Annotated in this window: 19 protein-coding genes and 1 riboswitch; of the genes, 7 read left to right on the top strand and 12 right to left on the bottom strand. The window is 65.0% G+C overall.

Annotated elements, in window-relative coordinates; translation table 11 throughout:
- Position 1 precedes the first annotated feature (1 nt).
- The gene (locus LL253_RS05655; protein ID WP_228226494.1) at positions 2 to 907 is read left to right on the top strand and encodes a prephenate/arogenate dehydrogenase family protein; all 906 of its coding nucleotides are present in this window, start codon (positions 2 to 4) and stop codon (positions 905 to 907) included.
- A gap of 21 nt (positions 908 to 928) precedes the next feature.
- On the opposite strand, the gene LL253_RS05650 is transcribed toward LL253_RS05655, so the two are convergent.
- From LL253_RS05650 to ftsE, 4 genes are read right to left on the bottom strand one after another with little or no spacing between them, the layout of a single operon-like run.
- Positions 929 to 1,627 (bottom strand): lysophospholipid acyltransferase family protein, encoded by a 699-nt coding sequence (locus LL253_RS05650; protein WP_037543679.1) that lies wholly within the window; start codon positions 1,625 to 1,627, stop codon positions 929 to 931.
- Between the two features lie 14 nt (positions 1,628 to 1,641).
- The gene (locus LL253_RS05645) at positions 1,642 to 2,172 is read right to left on the bottom strand and encodes a YdcF family protein (protein ID WP_009823200.1); all 531 of its coding nucleotides are present in this window, start codon (positions 2,170 to 2,172) and stop codon (positions 1,642 to 1,644) included.
- Positions 2,169 to 3,074 (bottom strand): cell division protein FtsX, encoded by a 906-nt coding sequence (locus LL253_RS05640; protein ID WP_228221350.1) that lies wholly within the window; start codon positions 3,072 to 3,074, stop codon positions 2,169 to 2,171. The genes LL253_RS05645 and LL253_RS05640 overlap by 4 nt, the downstream gene beginning before the upstream one ends.
- A complete protein-coding gene (gene ftsE, locus LL253_RS05635; RefSeq protein WP_009823202.1) occupies positions 3,071 to 3,799 on the bottom strand; it encodes a cell division ATP-binding protein FtsE in 729 nt (242 codons plus the stop codon). The genes LL253_RS05640 and ftsE overlap by 4 nt, the downstream gene beginning before the upstream one ends.
- Positions 3,800 to 3,966: 167 nt before the next feature.
- On the opposite strand from ftsE, the gene LL253_RS05630 reads away from it, so the two are divergent.
- The gene (locus LL253_RS05630) at positions 3,967 to 4,821 is read left to right on the top strand and encodes a zinc-ribbon domain-containing protein (protein WP_228226493.1); all 855 of its coding nucleotides are present in this window, start codon (positions 3,967 to 3,969) and stop codon (positions 4,819 to 4,821) included.
- Positions 4,822 to 4,854: 33 nt separating this feature from the next.
- Here LL253_RS05630 and LL253_RS05625 read toward each other — a convergent pair whose 3' ends face one another.
- The 3 genes from LL253_RS05625 to thiC form a co-directional block, all read right to left on the bottom strand.
- Positions 4,855 to 5,760, bottom strand: coding sequence for a pirin family protein (locus tag LL253_RS05625; RefSeq protein WP_228226492.1), 906 nt, complete (start codon positions 5,758 to 5,760; stop codon positions 4,855 to 4,857).
- On the bottom strand, positions 5,757 to 6,464 hold the full coding sequence (locus LL253_RS05620; protein WP_228226491.1) for a glutathione S-transferase: 708 nt from the start codon (positions 6,462 to 6,464) through the stop codon (positions 5,757 to 5,759). Before LL253_RS05620 ends, LL253_RS05625 begins: the two co-directional genes overlap by 4 nt.
- A 172-nt stretch (positions 6,465 to 6,636) precedes the next feature.
- Complete coding sequence (thiC, locus tag LL253_RS05615; protein WP_228226490.1) at positions 6,637 to 8,532, bottom strand: phosphomethylpyrimidine synthase ThiC; 1,896 nt, start codon at positions 8,530 to 8,532, stop codon at positions 6,637 to 6,639.
- 41 nt (positions 8,533 to 8,573) lie between these two features.
- Positions 8,574 to 8,684, bottom strand: a riboswitch (TPP riboswitch).
- Positions 8,685 to 8,722: 38 nt separating this feature from the next.
- Between thiC and LL253_RS05610 the strand changes: the two genes are divergently transcribed.
- Both LL253_RS05610 and LL253_RS05605 read left to right on the top strand, forming a co-directional pair.
- Positions 8,723 to 9,022 carry a hypothetical protein gene (locus LL253_RS05610; RefSeq protein WP_037543233.1) on the top strand — a complete coding sequence of 100 codons (300 nt, stop codon included), beginning with the start codon at positions 8,723 to 8,725 and terminating at the stop codon, positions 9,020 to 9,022.
- Complete coding sequence (locus LL253_RS05605; protein ID WP_228226489.1) at positions 9,019 to 11,139, top strand: prolyl oligopeptidase family serine peptidase; 2,121 nt, start codon at positions 9,019 to 9,021, stop codon at positions 11,137 to 11,139. Before LL253_RS05610 ends, LL253_RS05605 begins: the two co-directional genes overlap by 4 nt.
- A gap of 6 nt (positions 11,140 to 11,145) precedes the next feature.
- Here LL253_RS05605 and LL253_RS05600 read toward each other — a convergent pair whose 3' ends face one another.
- Positions 11,146 to 11,760: a TetR/AcrR family transcriptional regulator gene (locus tag LL253_RS05600; RefSeq protein ID WP_009823210.1), complete on the bottom strand. Its 615-nt coding sequence runs from the start codon at positions 11,758 to 11,760 to the stop codon at positions 11,146 to 11,148.
- Between the two features lie 158 nt (positions 11,761 to 11,918).
- Between LL253_RS05600 and LL253_RS05595 the strand changes: the two genes are divergently transcribed.
- A complete protein-coding gene (locus LL253_RS05595) occupies positions 11,919 to 14,273 on the top strand; it encodes a TonB-dependent receptor (RefSeq protein ID WP_228226488.1) in 2,355 nt (784 codons plus the stop codon).
- A gap of 90 nt (positions 14,274 to 14,363) precedes the next feature.
- Positions 14,364 to 15,614, top strand: a complete 1,251-nt coding sequence (locus LL253_RS05590; protein WP_228226487.1) for a spinster family MFS transporter — start codon at positions 14,364 to 14,366, stop codon at positions 15,612 to 15,614.
- Between the two features lie 6 nt (positions 15,615 to 15,620).
- Here LL253_RS05590 and LL253_RS05585 read toward each other — a convergent pair whose 3' ends face one another.
- Positions 15,621 to 17,198: a peptide chain release factor 3 gene (locus tag LL253_RS05585; protein ID WP_228226486.1), complete on the bottom strand. Its 1,578-nt coding sequence runs from the start codon at positions 17,196 to 17,198 to the stop codon at positions 15,621 to 15,623.
- Positions 17,199 to 17,321: 123 nt separating this feature from the next.
- A complete protein-coding gene (locus LL253_RS05580; protein ID WP_228226485.1) occupies positions 17,322 to 18,206 on the bottom strand; it encodes an aldose 1-epimerase family protein in 885 nt (294 codons plus the stop codon).
- 123 nt (positions 18,207 to 18,329) lie between these two features.
- On the opposite strand from LL253_RS05580, the gene LL253_RS05575 reads away from it, so the two are divergent.
- Positions 18,330 to 18,854 (top strand): hypothetical protein, encoded by a 525-nt coding sequence (locus LL253_RS05575; RefSeq protein WP_228226629.1) that lies wholly within the window; start codon positions 18,330 to 18,332, stop codon positions 18,852 to 18,854.
- Positions 18,855 to 18,942: 88 nt separating this feature from the next.
- Here the strand turns inward: LL253_RS05575 and pheT are convergent, their stop codons facing one another.
- Together pheT and pheS are read right to left on the bottom strand one after the other, a co-directional pair.
- A complete protein-coding gene (pheT, locus tag LL253_RS05570) occupies positions 18,943 to 21,360 on the bottom strand; it encodes a phenylalanine--tRNA ligase subunit beta (RefSeq protein WP_228226484.1) in 2,418 nt (805 codons plus the stop codon).
- On the bottom strand, positions 21,357 to 22,448 hold the full coding sequence (gene pheS, locus LL253_RS05565) for a phenylalanine--tRNA ligase subunit alpha (RefSeq protein WP_228221363.1): 1,092 nt from the start codon (positions 22,446 to 22,448) through the stop codon (positions 21,357 to 21,359). Before pheS ends, pheT begins: the two co-directional genes overlap by 4 nt.
- Between the last annotated feature and the right edge of the window lie 21 nt (positions 22,449 to 22,469).

Raw genomic sequence — 22,469 nt, 5'->3', positions numbered from 1 at the left:
CATGCTACCCTTTGCCCGCGTCACCATCATCGGCCTGGGGCTGATCGGCTCCTCGCTCGCCCGTGCGATCCGGGCGGACATGCCAACCGTGCAAGTGACCGGGCATGACGCCGATGCGGCCGTGCGCGCCATAGCGCGGCGGATCGATCTGTGCGACGATATTACCGACACGGCGGGCGCTTCCGTGACCGACGCCGACCTGGTGATATTGTGCGTGCCGGTGCGCGCGATGGGCGCGGTGGCGGCAGACATTGCCGATGACCTGCCCGCCGAGGCCATCATCAGCGATGTGGGATCGTGCAAGGCGGACGTGCTGGCGCAGCTGAGTACCGCGCTGCCCGGCCGCACCATCATTCCCGCCCATCCGGTCGCCGGCACGGAAAATAGCGGCCCCGAAGCGGGCTTCGCCACGCTGTTCAAGGGCCGCTGGTCGATCGTGACGCCGCCCGCCGATGCCGACCCGGCGGCGATCGAAAGGGTCGCCGAACTGTGGCGGCGCGTGGGCGCGGATGTCGAGGTGATGGACCCGGCGCATCATGACCTGGTGCTGGCGGTAACGAGCCACCTGCCGCACCTGATCGCCTATACCATTGTCGGCACGGCCAGCGATCTGGAGGATGTGACCCAGAGCGAGGTCATCAAATATTCGGCCGGCGGCTTTCGCGATTTCACCCGCATCGCCGCGTCCGACCCGACCATGTGGCGCGACGTGTTCCTGGCGAACAAGGATGCGGTGCTGGAAATGCTGCAACGCTTTTCCGAGGATCTGTCGGCGCTGCAACGCGCGATCCGGTGGAATGACGGCGATGCGCTATTCAGCCTGTTCACCCGCACGCGCGCCATTCGCCGGTCGATCATCGAACAGGGGCAGGATGACGCCAAGCCGGACTTCGGCCGGTCGCACTAAGCGGGGATTGTCTGCTGCTTTTCAAGCCTGTGGCGGGTTAAGCGCATTGATGGCGGCGTGGACGATCCGTTCCGCCTCCTTGCGATCCAGGCCGGTGGGGACGATCGCGCCGACCTTGTAGGTGATCGTGCCGGCGCGCTTCATGAAGCGCCCGCGCGGCGACACGCGGCCGCTGTCCACCGCAATAGGCACCACCGGCAGGCCTAGCAGGCTGTAAAGCCCGGCAAAGCCCGATTTGAGCGGCGGCGCTTCGCCATGGGGCACGCGCGTGCCTTCAGGAAAGAGGCAGATGGCCCGGCCCTGCGCGGTCGCCGCGCGCGCCGCCGCGCGCAGCGTCCGCAGCGCGCTGGCCCCGGCGCTGCGTTCGATCGGGATGAGGCCGTAGCGGCGGGCGATAAGGCCCCAGAGCGGAATGTCGAGCAGTTCGCGCTTGGCGCCGATCGCCGGCCGATCGAACAGGCACAGCATGTCGATGGTTTCGAACATCGATTCATGCTTGATGATGTAGAGATAGGGACCAAGCGGCAGATCGCCGTCCACCACCACCCTTTGCCCCAGGAGCCAGCGCGCGCAGCCACGGTGGAAGCGGCTCCACCCGGTGGCGATGCGCGGCACCATGTCGGCGTCAAAGCCCCCGGCCAGCATGGCGGCGAGCACGAAGAGAAGGCTGCCGCTGTAAAAGATCAGCATGAAGGCAAGCGAACGCAGCGCGGTCAGGATGGCGTTCATCAGGATCAGATGCCGATCAGCGCTGCGATCCGGCGCAGCAGATATTTATTATATTCGCGCATCAGCACCGACAGGCTGGGGTGGCTGGGCACCGCGTCATAGACAATGTGGATGCGCGGGGGCAGCGCCTGGGTCAGTTCCAGCGCGGATCGACGCATATGCCAGTCGGTGGTGACGAGCCGCACCGTCTGATAATCGCGCCGCGCCAGCCAGCGCGCGGTTTCCAGGCCGTTGGAGCGGGTGTCGATGGCCTCGCGGCCCAGCGTGATGCAGCAATCGAACAGGGCTTCGGGCGCATCATATTGGGCGGCCAGTTCCCCCGGCCTGACCGACCGGTCGACGCCCGAAATCAGCATCCGCCTGGCCGCGCCCTGCTGCATGAGGGCGATGCCGCGGTCGATACGGCCAGGGCCGCCGGTCAGCACGACGATGGCGTCGGTGCGGCGACCGTCGAGCGGTTCGGGCAGGAAGATGGCAAACCAGGCAAAGCCCAGCACCCAGCCGAGCAGCGCCAGTGCGGCAAGGCGCACGATCATAGCGTCCGCCCCAGGGCGCGCAGCACCGTCCAGCGTGCCGTCAGCGTCGCCAACAGCACGCCGGCGACCGGCAGGGCCACAAGGATGAGCCAGCCCTGCCAGGGCAGCGTGATCGCCGCGAGCAATTCCGACCCGGTCGCGCCCAGCCGCAGCCCGATCAGCAGGATGACGAAAATGCCGAAGGAGAAGCCCAGCGCGCCGCCCATCAGCGCATCGAGCCCGATGCGCCGCTGGAACAGACGGGCGATCTGCACATCGGTCGACCCCATCAGATGCAGCACGTCGATGGTGCCGCGATGGCTGTCATGCGCGCCGCGCGCCGCCAGCACGACGACCGCCGCCGTCGCCAGCATCATCAGCAGGACCGCGCCCAGCGCGAGCAGGCCAAGCGCCGAAAGCAGGCCGGCAAGCGGCGTCAGGAAAGCGGCGTGCGGATCGACGCGCAGCTTGGGCGAAAGGGCGGCGAGCCGTTGGCGCAGGCGATCGACCTTCGTCCCGGCGTCTCCCGGCGTCAGCATGACGTCGATCAGCGCGGGGACCGGCAGGTCGCCATTCAAGGCTTCTTCGCCCAGCCAGGGGCGCAGTTGATCGGCCAGGACGGCGGACGGGACAGGATCGGCAGAGCGCACTTCGGGCGCAGCCCGCAGCGCCCTGAGCGTTTGCGCGGCAAGGGCGGCGCGGGTCTGCGCGTCGGCCTCCACCACCTGCACGCTGGCGCGCCCGGCAAGATCGGCGCGCATTGACTGGACCGCCGCGCCCAGGCCAAGGCCCGCAGCAGCGGCAAGCACCGTCACGAACATCATGATCGCGATGATCCAAGGCATCGGCCCTGCGACCCGCCCGCCCGGCAGCAGGCGATGGCGCGCGGCGGTGGCAGCCTTTCGCTCGGCGCGGCCACTCATCGGCCCTCACCCCTGTCCTGATCGTCGCGCGCGCGCGGGGGATATCGCAGGGTGCCGGTGGGATCGGCCAGCCGCCCCTTGTCGAGCTTCATCATCTGCGCACCCGACACCTGCGCCATCAGCGGCAGATCATGTGTGGCGACGACGACAGTTGTGCCAAGACGATTGAGCGCTTCGAACAGGGTGAGCAGGCGGCGGGCCATGTCCGCATCGACATTGCCGGTCGGTTCGTCGGCGACGAGGATTTCTGGACGGCCGATCACCGCGCGGGCGATCGCCACGCGCTGCTGCTCCCCGCCCGACAGGGTGGCGGGCCGCGCGTCGCCGCGATCGCCCAGCCCGACCCAGTTCAGCATTTCCGCCACCGGCGCGTCGACCTCATCCTCCTTCATGCCGGCAACGCGCAGCGGCAAGGCGATATTGTCATAGGCCGACAAATGCGGGACGAGCCGGAAGTCCTGGAACACGACGCCGATGCGGCGACGGAAGCCCGGCAGCCGCTTACGCGGCAGAGTCACCACATCTTCGCCGAACAGGCGGATGACACCCCGACTAGGCCGCTGCGCAAGATAGAGGAGCTTCAGAAGCGACGTCTTGCCCGCACCGGACGCGCCGGTGAGAAAATAGAAACCGCCGCTGGCGAGCGAAAAGCTGACGTCCGAAAGCGTCTCACTGTCCAGCCCATAGCGCAGGCCGACATTTTCGAACTGGACGATGGCCGACATGGACGGATGATGGCGCGATGGCGCTCCCTGCTTGGCGAAGGCGCAGCCATGGCACAGGGGGCGTGCCGTCGTAAAGCCCGCCCCGCCTGTCGTGGCGAGTCGCGGGCGGCGAACCGAGGCGCGTCTTGCCGCTTGCGCGCGAGTCCAAGCCATGGCTATGAAGCGAAATGATCCTGCTGTGTCCCAATTGCGCGACCCGCTATGTCGTGCCCGACAGCGCCGTCGGCCCCAATGGGCGCCAGGTCCGCTGCGCGGCATGCAAGCATAGCTGGTTCCAGGAAGCAGCCGTCCCGCCCGCGCGCGACGAGGCAGCACCGCCGGCCGAACAGCCGTCCGAACCGCCAGCTGCGGCGCCAGTTCCGCCGACGGCTCCGACCCCGGAGCCCGAAGCCTTCGCCCCGCCTCCGTCCGATGCGGCGGACGCTGCGGACAATCCAGTCGCGGCGGCGGAGACCCCTGCGGTGGACGCTGCCGCTGAGCCGCCGGCCGCCGCGCCCGAGCCAGCGCAGGCCGATCATCGCTTCGATGACATTTATGCCGGTGCGCCAGTCAGCCGGGACACCGAAGAGAGCTACGCGCCGCCGGTTCCGACCCGCGCGCGTCGCAATCCAGTCAAGCTGTGGACCTACGCCGCGGCAGCCTTCTTCTTCGTCGTCGCCGCCGCGGGCGGCGCGCTCTATTATTATGGGCCGCCATCCTGGATGGTGGCGATGGGTCTGGTGCCCGAAGAGGGCGACCCGGACCTGCTTTTCTACCTGTCGAAGCCCGCCGAGCGCCGCAAGCTGCCGACCGGGGAGGAATATTTCGCCTTCGGCGCGCGCATCGTGAACAGCGGGACGCAGGCGCTGCCCGTGCCGCCGGTGCTGGTGCAATTGCGCGACCGGCAGAACCGGCTGGTCTTCAGCTGGACGACGAAGGCGGACAAGACGCGGCTGAAACCGGGCGAGGAAGCGTCGATCAACGAAAGCCGGATCGACATTCCCAAGAACGCCGAAAATCTCTCGCTCACCTTCGTTCAGTAAAGGGCACGCCAGAATGGGGCGCGCCGTTGACCATCAGGGATAGCTGACCGTCTTGGGCCGGCCCTGCGGGATCGGGATGAATTCCTGGTCGTCGCCGGGGATGAGCGGAAAGCGCATCGCGTCCCAGTCCTCGCGCGCCTGCATCAGCCGGTCCGGGCGCGAGGAGACGAAATTCCACCAGACATGGCGCGGCGAGGAAAAGGCTTCGCCGCCGCACAGCACGATCCGGCCGCCATCGACGCTCATCAAGGTGGCGGAGGCGCCGGGCCGCAGCACATAGAGCGTTTGTGGCGTCAGGGTCATGCCATCCAGCGCAGCATCGCCGCCCGAGACATAGAGGGCGCGTTCGTCGGCGGATGGGTCAATGGCGATCCGGCCGCCGGGCGCAAGCTGGATGTCGGCGTAAATGGTGTCGGCATAGGTGGTGACGGGTGAGGTTTCGCCCCAGAGCGTCCCCATGATGACGCGCGCGCGCGCCGATCCGTCTTCGATGACGGGCAGCCCACCTTCGCTGACATGCTCGAACGCCGGATCCATTTCCTCGACCCGGTTGGGGAGCGCCAGCCAGGTCTGGATGGCCGACAATTTGGACGCCTTTGCCCGGTCTTCATCGGGCGATCGTTCGGAATGGACGATGCCGCTGCCCGCCGTCATCAGATTGACCGCGCCCGGCTCGATCAATTGCTCGGTCCCCAGTGAATCGCGATGCAGAAATGCGCCTTCATACATATAGGTCACGGTGGCGAGGTTGATGTGCGGATGCGGCCGCACGTCGATCCCCTGCCCCGGCGCGATCTGCGCCGGCCCGGCCTGGTCGAAGAAGATGAAGGGACCAACCATCGTGCGCCCCTTGGACGGCAGGGATCGGTGCACCTTGAAGTCGCCCAGATTATGGCTGACGGGGGTGATGGTCTGAACAATGAGGTCGTCGAAGGTCATGCCGCATCCAGTTCGGGATAATGACGGAAGATGCCGTCTTCATTGAAGGGTAGCCGCCGGTCGCTGGCGAGATAATCCTGCAATTCGGGCAAGGCCGCAACCCTGTCGTGCAGGGCTATGACCGCTGGGAAGCGCCCATCGAGCGACGCCAAGCGCAGCGGGAAGGCGTAGGTCAGGCCGGCGACCAGCTGAAATAGCGAGAGGTCGGCATAGCTCCATCGTGCCCCGGCCAGCCAGCTGCCCGGTTCAGAACCAAGCGCGCGCTCGAAATAGCTGAGATATTTGGGAATGCGCTCATCGCGAAAGCCCTGGGCGCGGCGCAGCGCTTCCGGTTTCTGATCCGCATAATAGAGATGGACACCGACAGGATGATGCACGTCATGCGCTTCAGCGACCATGTCCATGATCGTCAATTGAAGCTGCGCCAGCCAGTAGCGGCTTTTCATGCCCGATGGGCCGCATTCATGCCTTTCGGACAAATAGAGAAGGATATTGGCGGTCTGGGACACGGTGGCGCCATCGATGCCGAGATAGGGCGGCGCGAAGGCGGGGCCTCGATCATGGCTTGCCATGTCGGCCATCAGCGCCTCACCCCCTTCTTCCCGCGCGCAGTCGCGATAGGCGATGCCACAAGCCTCCAGCGTCAGCCGGACGAATTCGCCGCGGCCGGGAATGGTCGGCCAGTACCAGAAGTCATAGGCCATCGGGGACGCTCCTTGCTGTGATCCGGAGGCGGAACGCGGGGGCGCGGCATATGGTTTATCGGCAGCCCGAAAATTCGGCCTTTTCGGTCAGTCAGACACGGTGCCTGAGCCTTCCCGGTCGCCGCAGGAGATGGCGGGCCCCAGCCGCCATCCGCCTGACCATTATCCCTCTTCAGTCGTGGTCGCGGCCGCCTGCGCCCATATAGAGCTCGCTGCCCGTTTCCTTGAACAGCTTGCTCATCTCCTCCATGCCCTTGAGCGCCGCCGCCTTGCTAGCTTCTGCCACTTCCGCGCCGGTGAGGCCCGCTTCAAGGAAGCCATCGGCAGGCTGGTTCTTCTTCGCGGCGAAGTCGCGCACTTCCTGCGTGATCTTCATCGAGCAGAATTTAGGGCCGCACATGGAGCAGAAATGCGCGGTCTTGGCGCCTTCGGCAGGCAGCGTCTGGTCGTGATATTGCTCGGCCGTGTCGGGATCGAGCGACAGGTTGAACTGATCGCGCCAGCGGAATTCGAAGCGGGCGCGAGAGAGCGCATCGTCGCGGACCTGCGCGGCCGGGTGCCCCTTGGCGAGGTCGGCGGCATGGGCGGCGAGCTTGTAGGTGACGACGCCGACCTTCACATCGTCGCGGTCGGGCAGGCCCAGATGCTCCTTGGGCGTGACGTAGCAGAGCATCGCCGTGCCATACCAACCGATCTGCGCCGCGCCGATCGCGCTGGTGATATGGTCATAGCCCGGCGCGACGTCGGTGGTGAGCGGCCCCAGCGTGTAGAAGGGCGCTTCGCCGCAGACCTGCAGTTGCTTCTCCATATTCTCCTTGATCTTGTGCATGGGCACATGGCCCGGCCCCTCGATCATCACCTGGACATCCTGTTTCCAGGCGCGGTGGGTCAGTTCACCCAGCGTGTAGAGTTCGGAGAATTGGGCTTCGTCATTGGCGTCGGCGATAGAGCCGGGGCGCAGGCCATCGCCAAGGCTGTAGGCGATGTCATAGGCTTTCATGATCTCCGTGATCTCGTCGAAATGATCGTAGAGGAAGCTTTCCTTGTGATGCGCCAGGCACCATTTCGCCATGATCGATCCGCCGCGCGAGACGATGCCGGTGACGCGCTTGGCCGCCATCGGGATATAGGCCAGCCGCACGCCCGCATGGATAGTGAAATAATCGACGCCCTGTTCGGCCTGCTCGATCAGCGTGTCACGAAAAATCTCCCACGTCAGGTCCTCGGCGACGCCGCCGACCTTTTCGAGCGCCTGGTAGATGGGGACGGTGCCGATCGGGACGGGCGAGTTGCGCAGGATCCATTCGCGCGTGTCGTGGATATTGCGGCCGGTCGACAGGTCCATGACCGTGTCCGCGCCCCAGCGGATCGACCAGACGAGCTTGTCGACTTCGGACGCGACGTCGGAGGCGACCGCGCTGTTGCCGATATTGGCGTTGATCTTGACCAGGAAGTTGCGGCCAATCGCCATCGGTTCGGATTCGGGGTGGTTGATGTTGGACGGGATGATGGCGCGGCCGCGCGCGACTTCATCGCGCACGAATTCGGGCGTCACATAGTCGGGGATCGACGCGCCGAAGCTCTGACCGTCGCGGACATATTCCTTGAGCCGCGCGCGGCCGAGATTTTCGCGTTCCGCGACATATTCCATTTCCGGGGTGACGATGCCGCGGCGGGCATAGTGCATCTGGGAGACGTTGCCGCCGGCCTTTGCGCGCAGGGGGCGCTTCACCACGTTGGGGAAAGGCTGGACGCCACCGGTCCGGTCGGGGCCTTTGAGGCCATTATCTTCCGGCTTTACGGCGCGGGCGTCATATTCCTCAACATCGCCGCGCCCCATGATCCAGTCGCGGCGCAGCGCCGGCAGGCCCGCCATGATATCGATGCGGGCTTGCGGGTCGGTATAGGGGCCGGACGTGTCATAGACGCGCACGGGCAGCTCGCCGCTGGAGGGTTCGAGGTCGATTTCGCGCATGGCGACCTTCAGCGGACCGACATGGATCTTGCGGCTGCCGCGAATGGGGCCAGTGGTCACGCGCATTTCGGTGCGGGCGGGGACGTCTGCCATGCTATGCTCTCCTTGCGACGGAGAGAGAGACTGCGGGCGGTGTGAAGGCGCGCTACCCTCCCTACGCCAGTGTCAACTGGATCAGGTTCAGCGGGTCGCGGCCACGTCAGCCGCCTCTCAACCGTCTGTGGACGGTCCCCCGGGGATGCTGGACATGATAGGGGGTTGGGCGCACAAGGTCCAGCAGCTTATGAGCGACGAGAGCATCCCGGACCTTGGCACCAAAGCGGGCCGCAAGGCATTCCGCCACGAAATGCGCATGGTCGCGGTGCGGCCGCGCCGTTGGGGGCTGTGGCTGCTGACGGCGGGCGCGCTACTGATGATCCTGCCTTCGGCGCTCGATCTGCACAATATTTTCGGCTGGTCGCCCACTGTGCTGGGGATCATGCTGATCGCCATGGCGTTACCCCTGCTGGTTGCCGCTGCCCTGCTGCGGCGGCGCTATCGCCGGGGGCGCATGACTTTATCTAGGGGGACTGACCGAGCATGAAGAGGATTTTGACTTTGGTTTCCGCTGCCCTGCTGACCGGCGCGGGCGCGCCGCCCGCATCCACGGCCAATCCGTCCGACGACCCCTATATCTGGCTGGAAGACTGGACCGGTCCGCGCGCGATGCAGTGGGTGGAGGCCGAAAACAAGGCGACGGAAGCCGCTTTCCAGAATGACCCGCGCTATGCCGGCTATTATCGCGACGCGCTTGCCATCGCGTCGGCCAAGGACCGGATCGCCATGCCGATGCAGGTCCATGGCCGCGTTTACAATTTCTGGCGCGACGCCGATCATCCCCAGGGCATCTGGCGCTGGACGAGCGAAGCCGATTACGCGACCGACGCGCCCAACTGGACCACCGTGCTGGACCTTGACGCCCTGTCGAAGGCCGAAGGCAAGAAATGGGTATGGAAGGGCGCGGCGATCCTCGACCCCGACGAGCGGCTGGCGCTCATCAACCTGTCGGACGGCGGCGAGGATGCGGTCAGCCTGCGCGAATTCGACCTGGAAACGGGCAAATTTGTGGACGGCGGCTTTGCCATTCCCACCTCCAAGCAGAATGAGGCGTGGCTGGACCGCGAAACCATCCTGATCGCCCGCGACTGGGGGGATGGCACGATGACCAAATCGGGCTACCCCTTCGTGGTCAAGACGCTGAAGCGCGGCGAACCGCTGTCGGGCGCGCGGGAAATCTATCGCGGGGCACCGAGCGACCAGGTCGGCACCTTCCCCATGATCCTGTCCGACGGATCGGGCAACCGCGCCGCCTTCCTCTATCGCGGCGTTACCTTCTTTAGCAACGAAACCTATCTGGTCGATGGCGCGGAAGTGAAGCGGCTGCCCCTGCCCGCCAAGAGCAATTTGCAGGGCATGGTGGATGGCCAGGTGCTGATCCAGACCAGCGAAGCGTGGCAGAGCGGCGGCGTCAGCGTGCCGACCGGGTCGCTTGTTGCCGTGCCGTTGAAGGCGCTGCAATCGGGCGAGACGCTCAAACCGCAGATCCTGTTCGCGCCCTCCCCCCGCCAGTCGATCGACGGCGTGGCGGCGACCAAGGGCCATGTCATCCTGGCCTATAATGACAATGTGCGCGGACGGGTGATGGTGCTGACGCCGGGCGCGGACCGCTGGTCGCAAACGCCCGTGGAGTTGCCCGACAACGCCACCATCTCCATCGCTTCGGCCAGCGACAAAAGCGACAAGGCCTATCTGTCGGTCGCGGGTTTTCTGGCGCCCACGACGCTGTGGGCGATGGATGCCGCGAACCCCGCGCCAACCCAGGTGAAGGCCATGCCCGCCCGGTTCGACGCCGACGGACTGGTGGTCGAGCAATTCGAGGCGACGTCGAGCGACGGCACGAAAATCCCCTATTTCATCGTCCACGCCAGGGACATGAAGAAGGACGGATCGACGCCGACGATCATGACCGCCTATGGCGGCTTTGAAATTCCGATGACGCCCAGCTATGCCGCGATCACCGGCAAGCTGTGGCTGGAGCGCGGCAACAGCTTTGTTCTCGCCAATATCCGGGGCGGCGGCGAGTTCGGCCCGGCCTGGCATGAGGCGGGCCTCAAGACCAAGCGCCAGATCATCTATGATGATTTCGCGGCGGTGGCGCAGGATATTTTCGCGCGCAAACTGTCCAGCCCGGACAAATTCGGCATTTATGGCGGGTCGAACGGCGGCCTGCTGATGGGAGTCGAGTTCAACCAGCATCCCGACCTGTGGAATGCGGTGGTCATCCAGGTGCCGTTGCTCGACATGATCCGCTATGAGCAGATCGCAGCCGGCGCGTCATGGGTCGACGAATATGGCAGCGTCAGCGTGCCGGCGGAAAAGGCGTTTCTCCAGACGATTTCGCCCTATGCCAATATCCGGAAGGGCGTGGATTATCCCACGCCCTATATCTGGACCACAACCAAGGACGACCGGGTCGGCCCGCAACATGCGCGCAAATTCGCCGCGCGGCTCAAGGAATATGGCATTCCCTACCATTTCTACGAGGACACCGCCGGCGGCCATTCGGGTGATGCCGATATCAAACAGGGCGCGCGGTTGCAGGCGATGCAGATGGTCTATTTCAGCCAGCAGCTGGAGGGGAAGGCGTCAAAGCAGAAATAGGCGGCCTTAGTCGCTCCGGCCGATCCCCCGCTCGACCAACGCATTGGCGATGGCGGCGACCTCATCGGCCGGGCGGCTGTCGTCCCACACGCCATAGCGCAGCCCCAGGAAGACGTTCATGCCCATGATCGCCCAGGCATGAACCTCCTCCACATCCGCCCGCACATCGCCGCGCGCCGCCGCATTGGCAAGGCGCGCCGCCATGCGGCTGGCGGTATTTTCATAATGGGCGCGATAGGCGGCCTGATCGACGAACTCGGCCTCGTCGATGATGCGATAGATTTCCTTGTGCGCCCGCGCGAATTCCAGGAAGCTCAAAAGGCCGATGCGTTCCGCATCGATGCCGTCGCGCGCCTGCGCAATCCGGGGTGAGACATAGTCGCGCACCTGCCCAGACATGTCGTTGACCAGCGCGCGGAAGATATCGTCCTTGCTGTCGAAATAGGTGTAGAAACTGCCCAAGGCGCAGCCTGCGCGACGGGTGATGCCGCTGATCGACCCGTCGTGAAAGCCCTTCTCGCCAAATTCCGCCGCCGCCGCCGACAATAACGCCCGGCGGGTGCGTTCGCCACGCGCGGTGCGTGGCGCCTTGTCATCCTTTGCGGCCTCGCCAGCGCTCATCTGCCTCTCCCTCTCTGTGTTCTTTTTACCGCAGTCATGCCGCGCCGACGACACCCTCCTTATTTGAAGTTGAAAGCTGGTTCAACTTTCATTATCGAATCACGTCGAGGACGCGATCCGGCAGACCGGGCGCCCCAGATTCAGGAGAGGAGTCCCCCATGAAGGCCCGTCAGACCATCCGTGCATTCGCACTCGCCTCGGCCGCCTGGAGCGGCCTCGTCGCGCTCCCCGCGCTGGCGCAGGACGCCGCCCAACCCCCTGCTGCCGCAAGCGAAGAGGATAATGGCGCCATCGTCGTCACCGCCCGCCGGCGCGAAGAAACGCTCGTGAGCGTGCCGATCGCCGTCAGCGCCTTTTCCGGGGCGGCGCTGGAACGCAGCGGCGCGATCGACATCAGCGACCTGGCCAATGTAACGCCCAACACCACGCTGGAAGCATCGCGCGGCACCAATTCGACGCTGACCGCCTTCATTCGCGGCGTGGGCCAGCAGGACCCGGTGTCCGGCTTCGAGCAGGGCGTCGGCATCTATCTGGACGATGTCTATCTCAACCGGCCGCAAGGCGCATTGCTCGACATTTACGACGTCGAGCGGATCGAGGTGCTGCGCGGGCCGCAGGGCACGCTCTATGGCCGCAACACCATTGGCGGCGCGGTGAAATATGTGACGCGGATGCTGCCGCGGGAATTTTCGCTGAAAGTGAAGGGGACCTATGGCAGCTATGATCAGGCCGATGGCATCATCAGCGCCTCAGCGCCTGTAGGCGACCTGATCCGCGTCGGCGGCGCCTTTGCCCGCCTGTCGCGCGGCGGCTTTGGCAAGAACCTGACCACCGGCGAGGATAATTACAACAAGGATATCTGGGCCGGGCGCGCCACGTTCGAAATGGGCGGCTATGGCGAGCCGGTGCTGATGCGGATCACCGGCGACTATACCAAGGATAACAGCAATGCGCGCGGCGGCCATCGCCTGATCCCGGGGCAGGTTTCGGGCGCGCCAGTGCTGGACGATGTGTTCGACACGCGCGGCGGCCTTGCCGACCCCAAGCAATATGTGAAGTCCTATGGGCTTTCGATGAATATTTCGGCGGAGCTGTCGGACGCGGTGACGTTGCGGTCGATCAGCGCCTGGCGCAAGGATGACAGCGCGTCGCCGATCGATTTCGACGCTCTGCCCGCCGTCGATGTCGACGTGCCGGCCTATTATTTCAACGAACAGTTGAGCCAGGAATTCCAACTGCTCTACGACAATGGGCCGCTGAAGGGCATGGTGGGCTTCTACTATCTCGACGCCAGCGCCGACACGCAGTTCGATGTACGTCTGTTCACCACGATGCCGGGCCTCACCGCCTTCACCCAGGCCAATGTCGATACCGAAACCTATGCCGTGTTCGGCGATTTCACCTTCGACATTTCCCAGCAGCTGAGCGTGTCGGCGGGCGGGCGCTATACCTGGGACAAGCGTCGCGCCGACATCCTGCGGCAAAATTATCTGGGCGGCGGATCGCCTGTCTTTGGCGGCGAGGGCACGGCGTTCGGCGCACCCAGCACCAATTTCCGGGGCGAAAGCGAATTCAAGAAATTCACCCCCCGCCTGTCGGTCAGCTACAAGCCGACGCCCGACCATAATATCTATGCCAGCTGGTCCAAGGGCTTCAAGGGCGGCGGCTTCGACCCGCGCGGCGTGGGCGTCAACGCACCCGACCTCAATGGCGACGGCATCCGCCAGGACAGCGAGGTCGCGTCGTTCCTGAGCTTCGCGCCGGAGGAAGTCGACAGCTATGAAGTGGGCTACAAGGGCAACCTGATGGATGGCGCGCTCTATGTCGCGCTGGCCGGTTTCTATGCCGACTACAAGGATGTGCAGATCCCCGGATCGGTCGCATGCGACGTCGGCGGCATCCCGTCTTTCTGCGGCGTGGTGTCCAATGCGGGCAAGGCGACGTTCAAGGGCGTCGAGTTCGAAAGCAATGCGCGGCTGGGCCGCGACTTGATGACGCCGGGCGACAGGCTGAACCTCCAGACCGCGATCGGGTTCATCGACGCGAAGTATAAGGAATATATCACCAATATCGGCGGCGTGCCCACCGACGTCGCCGATTTCCGCGAAGTGCAGAACACGCCCAAATGGACGGCGAGCGGGACATTATCCTACCAGACGCCGGTGGGCGACGGCAGCATCTATGCCGATACCACCGTATCGTGGCGGTCCAAGACCTATCAGTTCGAAATCCCCAACCCCTATATCGACCAGAAGGGCTATGCCCTGTGGGACGCCAGCATCGTCTATACCGCGCCTGACGACCGCTGGAGCATTGGCCTGCACGGCAAGAATATCCTGGACAAGGAATATAAGACGTCGGGCTACACCTTCGTCCTGGCCGATCCCACGACCGGCGCGATCGTCAACAATGCCGCTGGATTCCCGACACCGTCGCTGGGCCGTGAAGGCACGCTGACCGCCTTCTATGGCAATCCACGGCAGGTGTTCGTGACGGGATCGATCAAATTCTGATGAGTCCCATCCGTTCGGTTCGAGCTTGTCGAGGACCCTTCGCGCAATGGTTCTCGACAAGCTCGAACTGAACGGAGATGGATGCAAGCCATGACCGAACAAACCGCTTCACCCCGATATCGCGCCGTCGTGCTGGCGATGCTGTTGCTGGTCTATACGTTCAACTTCCTCGATCGGCAGATTTTGGGCATATTGGCGGTGCCGATCAAGGCGGACCTGAAGCTCACCGATACACAACTCGGCGCGCTGGGCGGCATTGCCTTCGCCCTGCTCTATTCCACGCTGGCCATTCCACTGGCGCTGCTGGCCGACCGCACCAGCCGGACCTGGGTCATCACCGTCAGCCTCGCCATCTGGAGCGGCTTTACGGCGCTGTGTGGCGTGGCATCCAGCTTCGCGCAGATGTTCCTGTTCCGCATCGGCGTGGGCGTCGGTGAAGCGGGCGGGGTCGCGCCATCCTATGCCGTGATTTCCGACTATTTCCCGCCGCATCAGCGCGCGCGGGCGCTGTCCATTTATTCACTGGGCATTCCGTTGGGGTCGGCGGGCGGCGTGCTGCTGGGCGGTTATATCGCGCAGGCGGTCGAATGGCGCACCGCCTTCATCGTCGTGGGGCTGCTTGGCATCCTGATCGCGCCGGTTTTCCGCCTGGTCGTGCGCGAACCCGCCCGGCCGGTTCAGGCCGCCGACGCCGTGCCGGTCAGCGCCGTATTCGGCATATTGGCGGCCAAGCGCGGCTTCTGGCTGCTGGCGCTGGGCGCGGCGTGCAGTTCGATGTGCGGCTATGGCGTCGCCTTCTGGCTGCCCAGCCTGCTGATGCGCAGTTTCGACCTGGACCTGATAGGCGCGGGCCAGTTTCTGGGCGGATTGCTGTTGATCGGCGGCGTGGCGGGGGTGCTGCTCGGCGGGTTTCTGGGGGACCGGCTGGGCGGCCGCGACAAGGCCTATTATGCTTGGGTGCCCGCGGTCAGCTATGTGGTCGGCATGCCGCTGTTCGTGATCGGCGTGCTGTCCGACAGCGTTTCTTTTGCCTTCGCGCTGTTCCTGATCCCGCAGGCGCTGGTCTATGTCTGGCTGGGTCCGGTACTGACCGCGGTCCAGCACCTCGTTCCCGCCCATATGCGCGCCAGTGCGGCGGCGAGCTTCCTGCTGATCAACAACCTCGTTGGCCTGGGCCTGGGCAGCTGGGCGGTGGGTAGCCTGTCGGATGCGCTGACGCCGGCTTATGGGAATGAGGCGCTGCGCTACGCCATCGTCGTGGCACTGGGCTTTTACCTGCTCGCCGGCCTGTTCATGGCGCTGGCGGGCAAGGCGCTGCGCCGCGACTGGGTCGCGGCTTAAAGCGTCCTATCGCTCGCGGGTCGCGCTGAACTTTACCTGGGGGTGGCGTTCCTGCTGGTAGCCGATGTCCCAGGCGCTCTTGGCCATGAAGACAAGGTTGCCGTCGCGGTCCTTGGCCATGTTGGCGCCATTATAGGCGACGAGATCCTTAAGCGCGGCTTCGTCGCCGCTGATCCAGCGGGCGGTGTCGAAGGGCGAGGGTTCAAGGCCGGCCGCCACCTTATATTCCGCCTCCAGCCGCGAAATCAGCACTTCCAATTGAAGCTGACCGACGACGCCGACGATCCACTGGCTGCCGATTTCGGGGTAGAAGACCTGAATCACACCTTCTTCGCTGAGGTCGTCCAGCGCCTTGCGCAGCTGCTTGGTCTTGGTCGGGTCTTTCAACGCCACGCGGCGCAGGATTTCGGGCGCGAAATTGGGCAGGCCGGTGAAGCGCAGGCCGGGTTTTTCCGAGAGCGTATCGCCCACGCGCAGTGCGCCATGGTTGGGGATGCCGATGATGTCGCCGGGGAACGCCTCGTCGGCCAGTTCCCGGTCCTGCGCGAAGAAGAGGATCGGCGAATGGACGGCGAGCGGCTTGCCCGAGCCGGATGGCGTCAGCTTCATGCCCCGGCGGAACTTGCCCGAGACGAGGCGCATGAAGGCGATGCGGTCGCGGTGCATCGGGTCCATATTCGCCTGCACCTTGAAGATGAAGCCGGTGACTTCGCTCTGATCGGGTTCGACGGCGGCAGGTTCGGCAGGCTGGGCGCGCGGCGGGGGGGCGTGCTGGCCCAGCGCGTCGATCAGTTCGGTGACGCCGAACAGCTTGAGCGCCGAGCCGAAATAGACAGGCGTCAGATCGCCGGCGCGATAGCGGTCAAGGTCGAATTCGGCATAGCCGCCCTGCGCCAGTTCCGCTTCCTCCCGCAGCCTGTCGAGCGCCTGATCGGAAAGCAGTTCGCCCAGCTTCGGGTCGTCGAGGCCGGAGACATGCGTTTCCTTGCCCTCGAACTCGCGCGACGGGCCGGTCGGCTGGCGCAGGCGGTTCGTGGCGAAGTCGTAAATGCCTTCGAATTCGCCGCCCATGCCTGCGGGCCAGCTCATCGGGCAGACGTCAAGTTGCAACTGGTCGGCGACTTCATCGAGCAGGCCGAAGATTTCGCGGCCTTCGCGATCGACCTTGTTGACGAAGGTGATGATGGGGACGTTGCGCAGGCGGCAGACCTCGAACAGCTTGCGCGTCTGCGGCTCTATGCCCTTTGCCGCGTCGATCACCATGACGGCGGAGTCGACGGCGGTCAGCGTGCGATAGGTGTCCTCGGAAAAATCCTCATGGCCCGGCGTGTCGAGCAGGTTGAAGGTGATGGTTTCGCCATCACGCGTGCGCTCGAACGTCATCACCGAGGAGGTGACGGAAATGCCGCGCTGCTGCTCGATCTTCATCCAATCGGACCGGGCGCGCCGGTTCGCACCGCGCGCCTTCACCTCCCCGGCGAGATGGATCGCGCCGCCTTCGAGCAGCAGCTTTTCGGTCAGCGTAGTCTTGCCCGCGTCAGGGTGCGAGATGATGGCGAAGGTGCGACGGGATGGGATGGTCATGTCGATCGGCTCTTGAAAACAACCGCTCGCCCTGAGCCTGTCGAAGGGCTGCACTTTTCTTGTGGAAGAGAAGAACAGGGCTTCGACAGGCTCAGCCCGAACGGAATCCTTTAAGTGCGCCCGTTACACGCCGACCAGCGTCACGTCCATGCGGAAGCTGCGGCTTTGGCCGGGCAGCAGCGCCATGATACCAGGCTTGTCCCAGACGTCGCCGTCAAATCCCACCGGATCGGCCATGCCGGCCCAGGGTTCGACGCACAGATAGTGGGCGCCGGGCTTTTGCCACAGGCCGAGCCAGGGCGTGTCAGGAAAGTCGATTTTGAGGTGCGGTCGGCCGGGAACGCCCCAGGTGAGCGAGCGGCTGGCAAGATCGTCCCAGATGAGCGCGTCGCCTTCAAACATTGTATAGGTGGGGGCAAGCCTGTCGCCCTGGACAGGCGAGGGTTCGCTTGCGCGCGCGATCAGGCCAGGTTCGTCCCCCACCCTGCGGATCGGGGCCGGCTCCGGCTTGTCGAAGATGATGCGGTGATCCTCCACCGTGCCGCCAAAGGGTAGCGGCCAAGCGAAGGCGGGATGATAGCCGAAGGAAAAAGGCATGCGCGCTTCGCCGCGATTGCTGATGGTCGCGGTCATGCGCAGCATCGCCTCTTCCAGCGTGAAATTCATGTCGAGGCGGAAGTCGAAGGGATAGACAGCGCGCGTCGTCGCGTCCGCTTCCAGCCGCAGCAGCAGCCTGTCGGGCGCATGATCCTCCAGCGCGAAATCGGCGCGCCGGGCAAAGCCATGCTGCGGCATGGAATAGGTGCGCCCGTTCATTCGGTACGCGTCACCGCGCGATCGCCCGACGAAGGGAAAGAGCAGCGGCGCATGCCCCGTCCACCAGCGCGGATCGGCGTCGGTCATCACCTCGCGACCCTGCCCGTCCCGCATCGAGCGGAGTTCCGCGCCTAGACGGTCGATCCGGACGGTCAGGTCGGACGAACGGATGATCAGGGGATGATCGGACAAGCGGGACCTCCAAAGTGAATCCCGACCGCATAACAGCGCCCCTTGATCCTGTCTGCCACCATGTCGTTTCGCTTCTGGAACCAGAGGGGCTCGTCGCCGGTTCTGCCGCCGGAGGATCGAACGATGAAATATATGGGATTGGCCTTGATGGCCGCTACGCTGCTCGCGGGAACAGCGTCTGCGCAGGAAAAGGAAAAAAGGGACGACACGATGGACAAGGCCGGCCGGATCGCGAGCCAGCCGGCGCGCGACATCGGCCTGGACAAGGACGAAATTCCGCCCATCCTGACAGAAGCGGTCGACAATCCCTATGCCGCGCCACCCAGTCGCAGCTGCAAGGGGCTGAACCGGGAATTGGGCGCATTGAACGCGGTGCTGGGCGACGACTTTACGGCGGACAAGGAAGCCAATGAGAATCGCACCGGCAAGATCGCGGAGGCGGTGGGCAAGACGGTGGTCAATTCGCTGATCCCGTTTCGCGGGCTGGTGCGCGAGATCAGTGGCGCCGCGCCGGCCGAGCGCCGGTTGCAGGCGGCGGTGACCGCCGGCATTGCACGCCGCGGCTATATTCGCGGCATGGCGGCGGCCAAGGCGTGCAAGATCGCGCCGATCGCGCCGGAGCCGGCAGCGAAGGGCGGCAACAAGTAGCCACGTTCCGGTCGCTTCGCGCACATGCGAGAAACGGTGACAGTGCGTCCCGTTTCTCGACATGCTCGAAACGAACGGAGCTTGGCGTCTAGCCCCGCAGCGTCGCGCCCAGTTTGGCCGCGGCCTTCACCACCGATGCGCTGATCGCTTCCAGCTCATCCTGGGAAAAGCTCTTGTCTCCGGGTTGCATCGTGACTTCGATCGCGAGCGACTTGTGCCCATCCTCGACCCCCGGTCCCACAAAGACGTCGAACAGGCGCGCATCGACAATGGCCTTCTTGTCCGCGCCGCGCACCGCGCGCACGAGGGCGTCCGCTTCGACATCGGCGGGCACCAGGAAGGCGAAGTCGCGCTTGACCGCTTGCAACGCAGGCGGCGCATAGGGCGCGCGCAGTGCCCCGCTTTTACGCTTAGGTGGAATGGCGTCGAGGAAAATCTCGCCCGCCACCACCGCGCCGGAGAGGCCGAACTGCCGCGCCAGGCTGGGGTGCAGCACGCCATATTCGGCCAGCACCATCTTGGGGCCAAGCCGCAAGGTGCCGGACTGGCCAGGATGATAGGCGGCCGACGCCTCGCCAAAGCCTTGCAGATTGGCGACCGGCGCGCCGGCCGCTGCGAGCAGCGCGATCACTTCGGCCTTGGCGTCGAAAGCGTCGAAGGGTTGCGCCTTGCCCGACTGCCAGCCACGCGCGACCTTTTCCCCCGCCAGCACGAAGCCGACGGTCGCCCGCTCGCCCTGTTTGAAATAGCGCCGGCCCAGCTCGAAAAGGCGCACAGACGCGGCACCGCGATCGACATTGCGTTTCGTTGCGGAAAGGAGGCCTGGCAGCAGCGAGGGTCGCATGACCTTGAGATCCTCGGAGATCGGATTGGCCAATATCCAGTCGCCGCCGCCCACGGCCGCTGCTTCCTTCTCGGAAAGGAAGGACCAGTTGATTGCTTCAGCCAGGCCGCGCGCGGCGGCGGTGCGGCGCACGCGCCGTTCGACAAGCTGTTCGGGCGTGGCGGTCGGGCGGGCGACGCCGGGCGTGCGCGGCAGCGGGGTGGAGGGCACATGGTCGAGTCCGACGATGCGCACCACTTCCTCGACAATGTCGGGCCAGCCATCGACATCGCGCCGCCAGCTGGGCACCGTCACGGTCCAGTGACCCGGCACGCTGACCGGCATGCCGTCCTGATATTCGACGCTGTTCGCGTCGCCCGACACGCCAAAGCCCAGCCGTTCCAGGATGCGCTTCTGCTCGTCAGCCGGCACATCCACACCGGCGAGCGCGTGGCACTGATCGGGCGAGTAGGCGAGCGTGCGCAAAGCGACAGGCGGCGTGCCCGCGCGCGTCGCTTCGCTGGGGGTGCCACCGCACAGCCGGACCACCAGATCGGTCGCGATCGACAGGCCATCGTCCAGAAAGGCGGGATCGACGCCGCGTTCGAACCGGCCGCGCGCGTCGGAGGTGAGCGCCAGTTTTTGACCTGTAGCGGCGATCCGTTCGGGAGTGAAATAGGCGCATTCGATGAGTACGTCGGTGGTGCTGGCCTGCGCGCCCGAATGTTCGCCGCCCATGATGCCGCCAATGTCATGCACGGCTTCGTCATCGGCGATGACGGTCATCGTTTCGTCGACCGTGTAGGTCTTGCCATTGAGCGCCAGCACCTGCTCGCCGCTGCGCCCCTTGCGCGCGACGAGGCCGCCCTTCAGGGTCGCCATGTCATAGACATGCAGCGGGCGGCCAAGGTCGATCATGATATAGTTGGTGATGTCGACCAGCGCGCTGATCGGCTTCTGGCCGATGGCCTTCAGGCGGCGAGCCATCCATTCGGGCGACGCGCCATTGGCGACGCCGCGCACGGTGCGGGCGTAGAAGGCGGGGCAGCCGTCAGGATCGTCGGTGCGCACATCCGGTCCCGGTCCCGCGCCCGCGATCTCCTGCACGATGATGGCATTGAGCGTTCCCAGGCCCGCCGCCGCCAGGTCGCGGGCGATGCCGCGCACGCCCATGCAATCCTGCCGGTTGGGCGTGACCGACACGTCGATCAGCGGATCGTCGAGCCCGGCCCAGTTCGCATAGACCTGACCGACCGGCGCGTCGGGCGCGAGTTCGATGATGCCGTCATGATCGTCGCCCAGCTCCAGCTCGCGTGTCGAACACATCATGCCGTTGGATTCGACGCCGCGGATCGCGGTCTTCTTGAGCACCATGCCGTTGGATGGCACCACCGCGCCTTCCAGACCAAAGACGCCGACCAGGCCCGCGCGGGCATTGGGCGCGCCACACACGACCTGCAATGGCTGGCCGTCGCCATGATCGACGGTCAGCACCTGCAATTTGTCGGCCTGCGGATGCTTGTCGGCAGTCAGCACCCTGGCGATCTTGAACCCGGCGAGCTTTTCGGCCGGATTTTCGACGCCGTCTACCTCCAGGCCGATGGCATTCAGCGTCTTGAGGATGGTGGTAAGGTCCGCATCGGTGTCGAGATGCGTCTTGAGCCAGCTCAGGGTGAACTTCATGCGCCCACTCCCCCGCTCAGCGTCGGCACGTCAAGCGCCGAGAAGCCATAATGTTTGAGCCAGCGCAGGTCGCCGTCGAAGAATGCGCGCAAGTCGTTCATCCCATATTTGAGCATGGCGAGCCGATCGACCCCGGTGCCGAAGGCAAAGCCCTGCCATTCATCGGGATCCAGCCCGCACGCCTCGATCACGCGGCGATTGACCATGCCGCTGCCCAGCACTTCGAGCCAACCGCCATCTGCCGCATCGCCATCGCCGCCGATGATGCGCTGCCCGTTGGCGAGGGTGTAGCCGACGTCCACTTCGACCGAAGGCTCGGTGAAGGGGAAATAGCTCGGCCGCAGGCGCAAGATTATATCCTCGCGCTCGAAAAAGGCCTTGAGGAAGGTTTCCAACGTCCATTTGAGGTGACCAAGCGTGATGCCCCGGTCGATCACAAGCCCCTCGATCTGGTGGAACATCGGCGTGTGGGTCGCGTCGGAATCGCTGCGATAGACGCGGCCGGGGGCAATAATGCGGATCGGCGGCGGCTGATCCATCATCGTGCGGATCTGCACCGGCGATGTATGGGTGCGCAGCAGCATCTTTTTCTGGCCGTCTTCGTCCGGAAAATAGAAGGTGTCGTGCATCGCCCGCGCCGGATGGGTTTCGGGAATGTTGAGCGCAGTGAAATTATGCCAGTCGTCCTCAATCTCCGGCCCGGTTGCGACGGAAAAGCCCAAGTCGGCGAAAATCTCGGCCAGTTCGTCCATCACCTGGCTGACGGGATGGACCGACCCTTGCGGGCCGATGTCGGCGGGCAGGGTCATGTCGACCTTTTCGGAGGCCAGTTTCGCGTCGAGCGCGGCCTGCTCCAGTTGCGCCTTGCGTTCAGCGAGCGCGGCGGTCACGCTTTCGCGCAAATCCTGGATCGGTGGGCCTTTGTCGAGCCGCTCTTCCGGCGACATGGGACCGAGCGTTTTCAAGAGGCCGGTGACGACCCCGCTTTTGCCCAGCGCGCCGACGCGCAACGCCTCCAGCGCGTCGAGCGTGTCGGCGGCGGTGATGTCGGCGATCAGGCCGGTCTTGAGTGCGCTAATTTCGGTCATATCATTCCCATGGGCCGTGAT

Origin of the sequence: Sphingobium soli, from assembly GCF_020782245.1 — a bacterium.
In the GTDB taxonomy this organism is placed as follows: Bacteria; Pseudomonadota; Alphaproteobacteria; order Sphingomonadales; family Sphingomonadaceae; genus Sphingobium; species Sphingobium soli.
The sequence above is the reverse complement of the archived record's forward strand: the minus strand, read 5'-3'. Positions and strand labels throughout refer to the sequence as shown.

Bases quoted from the DNA above. Each gene is read 5' to 3' on its own strand.
- LL253_RS05605 (WP_228226489.1), top strand. From the start codon at position 9,019: ATGAAGAGGATTTTGACTTTGGTTTCCGCTGCCCTGCTGACCGGCGCG.
- LL253_RS05620 (WP_228226491.1), bottom strand. From the start codon at position 6,464: ATGGCCTATGACTTCTGGTACTGGCCGACCATTCCCGGCCGCGGCGAA.
- LL253_RS05655 (WP_228226494.1), top strand. From the start codon at position 2: ATGCTACCCTTTGCCCGCGTCACCATCATCGGCCTGGGGCTGATCGGC.
- pheT (WP_228226484.1), bottom strand. From the start codon at position 21,360: ATGAAGTTCACCCTGAGCTGGCTCAAGACGCATCTCGACACCGATGCG.
- LL253_RS05625 (WP_228226492.1), bottom strand. From the start codon at position 5,760: ATGACCTTCGACGACCTCATTGTTCAGACCATCACCCCCGTCAGCCAT.
- LL253_RS05575 (WP_228226629.1), top strand. From the start codon at position 18,330: ATGAAATATATGGGATTGGCCTTGATGGCCGCTACGCTGCTCGCGGGA.
- pheS (WP_228221363.1), bottom strand. From the start codon at position 22,448: ATGACCGAAATTAGCGCACTCAAGACCGGCCTGATCGCCGACATCACC.
- LL253_RS05600 (WP_009823210.1), bottom strand. From the start codon at position 11,760: ATGAGCGCTGGCGAGGCCGCAAAGGATGACAAGGCGCCACGCACCGCG.
- LL253_RS05590 (WP_228226487.1), top strand. From the start codon at position 14,364: ATGACCGAACAAACCGCTTCACCCCGATATCGCGCCGTCGTGCTGGCG.
- LL253_RS05585 (WP_228226486.1), bottom strand. From the start codon at position 17,198: ATGACCATCCCATCCCGTCGCACCTTCGCCATCATCTCGCACCCTGAC.
- ftsE (WP_009823202.1), bottom strand. From the start codon at position 3,799: ATGTCGGCCATCGTCCAGTTCGAAAATGTCGGCCTGCGCTATGGGCTG.
- LL253_RS05630 (WP_228226493.1), top strand. From the start codon at position 3,967: ATGATCCTGCTGTGTCCCAATTGCGCGACCCGCTATGTCGTGCCCGAC.
- LL253_RS05595 (WP_228226488.1), top strand. From the start codon at position 11,919: ATGAAGGCCCGTCAGACCATCCGTGCATTCGCACTCGCCTCGGCCGCC.
- thiC (WP_228226490.1), bottom strand. From the start codon at position 8,532: ATGGCAGACGTCCCCGCCCGCACCGAAATGCGCGTGACCACTGGCCCC.
- LL253_RS05640 (WP_228221350.1), bottom strand. From the start codon at position 3,074: ATGAGTGGCCGCGCCGAGCGAAAGGCTGCCACCGCCGCGCGCCATCGC.
- LL253_RS05645 (WP_009823200.1), bottom strand. From the start codon at position 2,172: ATGATCGTGCGCCTTGCCGCACTGGCGCTGCTCGGCTGGGTGCTGGGC.
- LL253_RS05610 (WP_037543233.1), top strand. From the start codon at position 8,723: ATGAGCGACGAGAGCATCCCGGACCTTGGCACCAAAGCGGGCCGCAAG.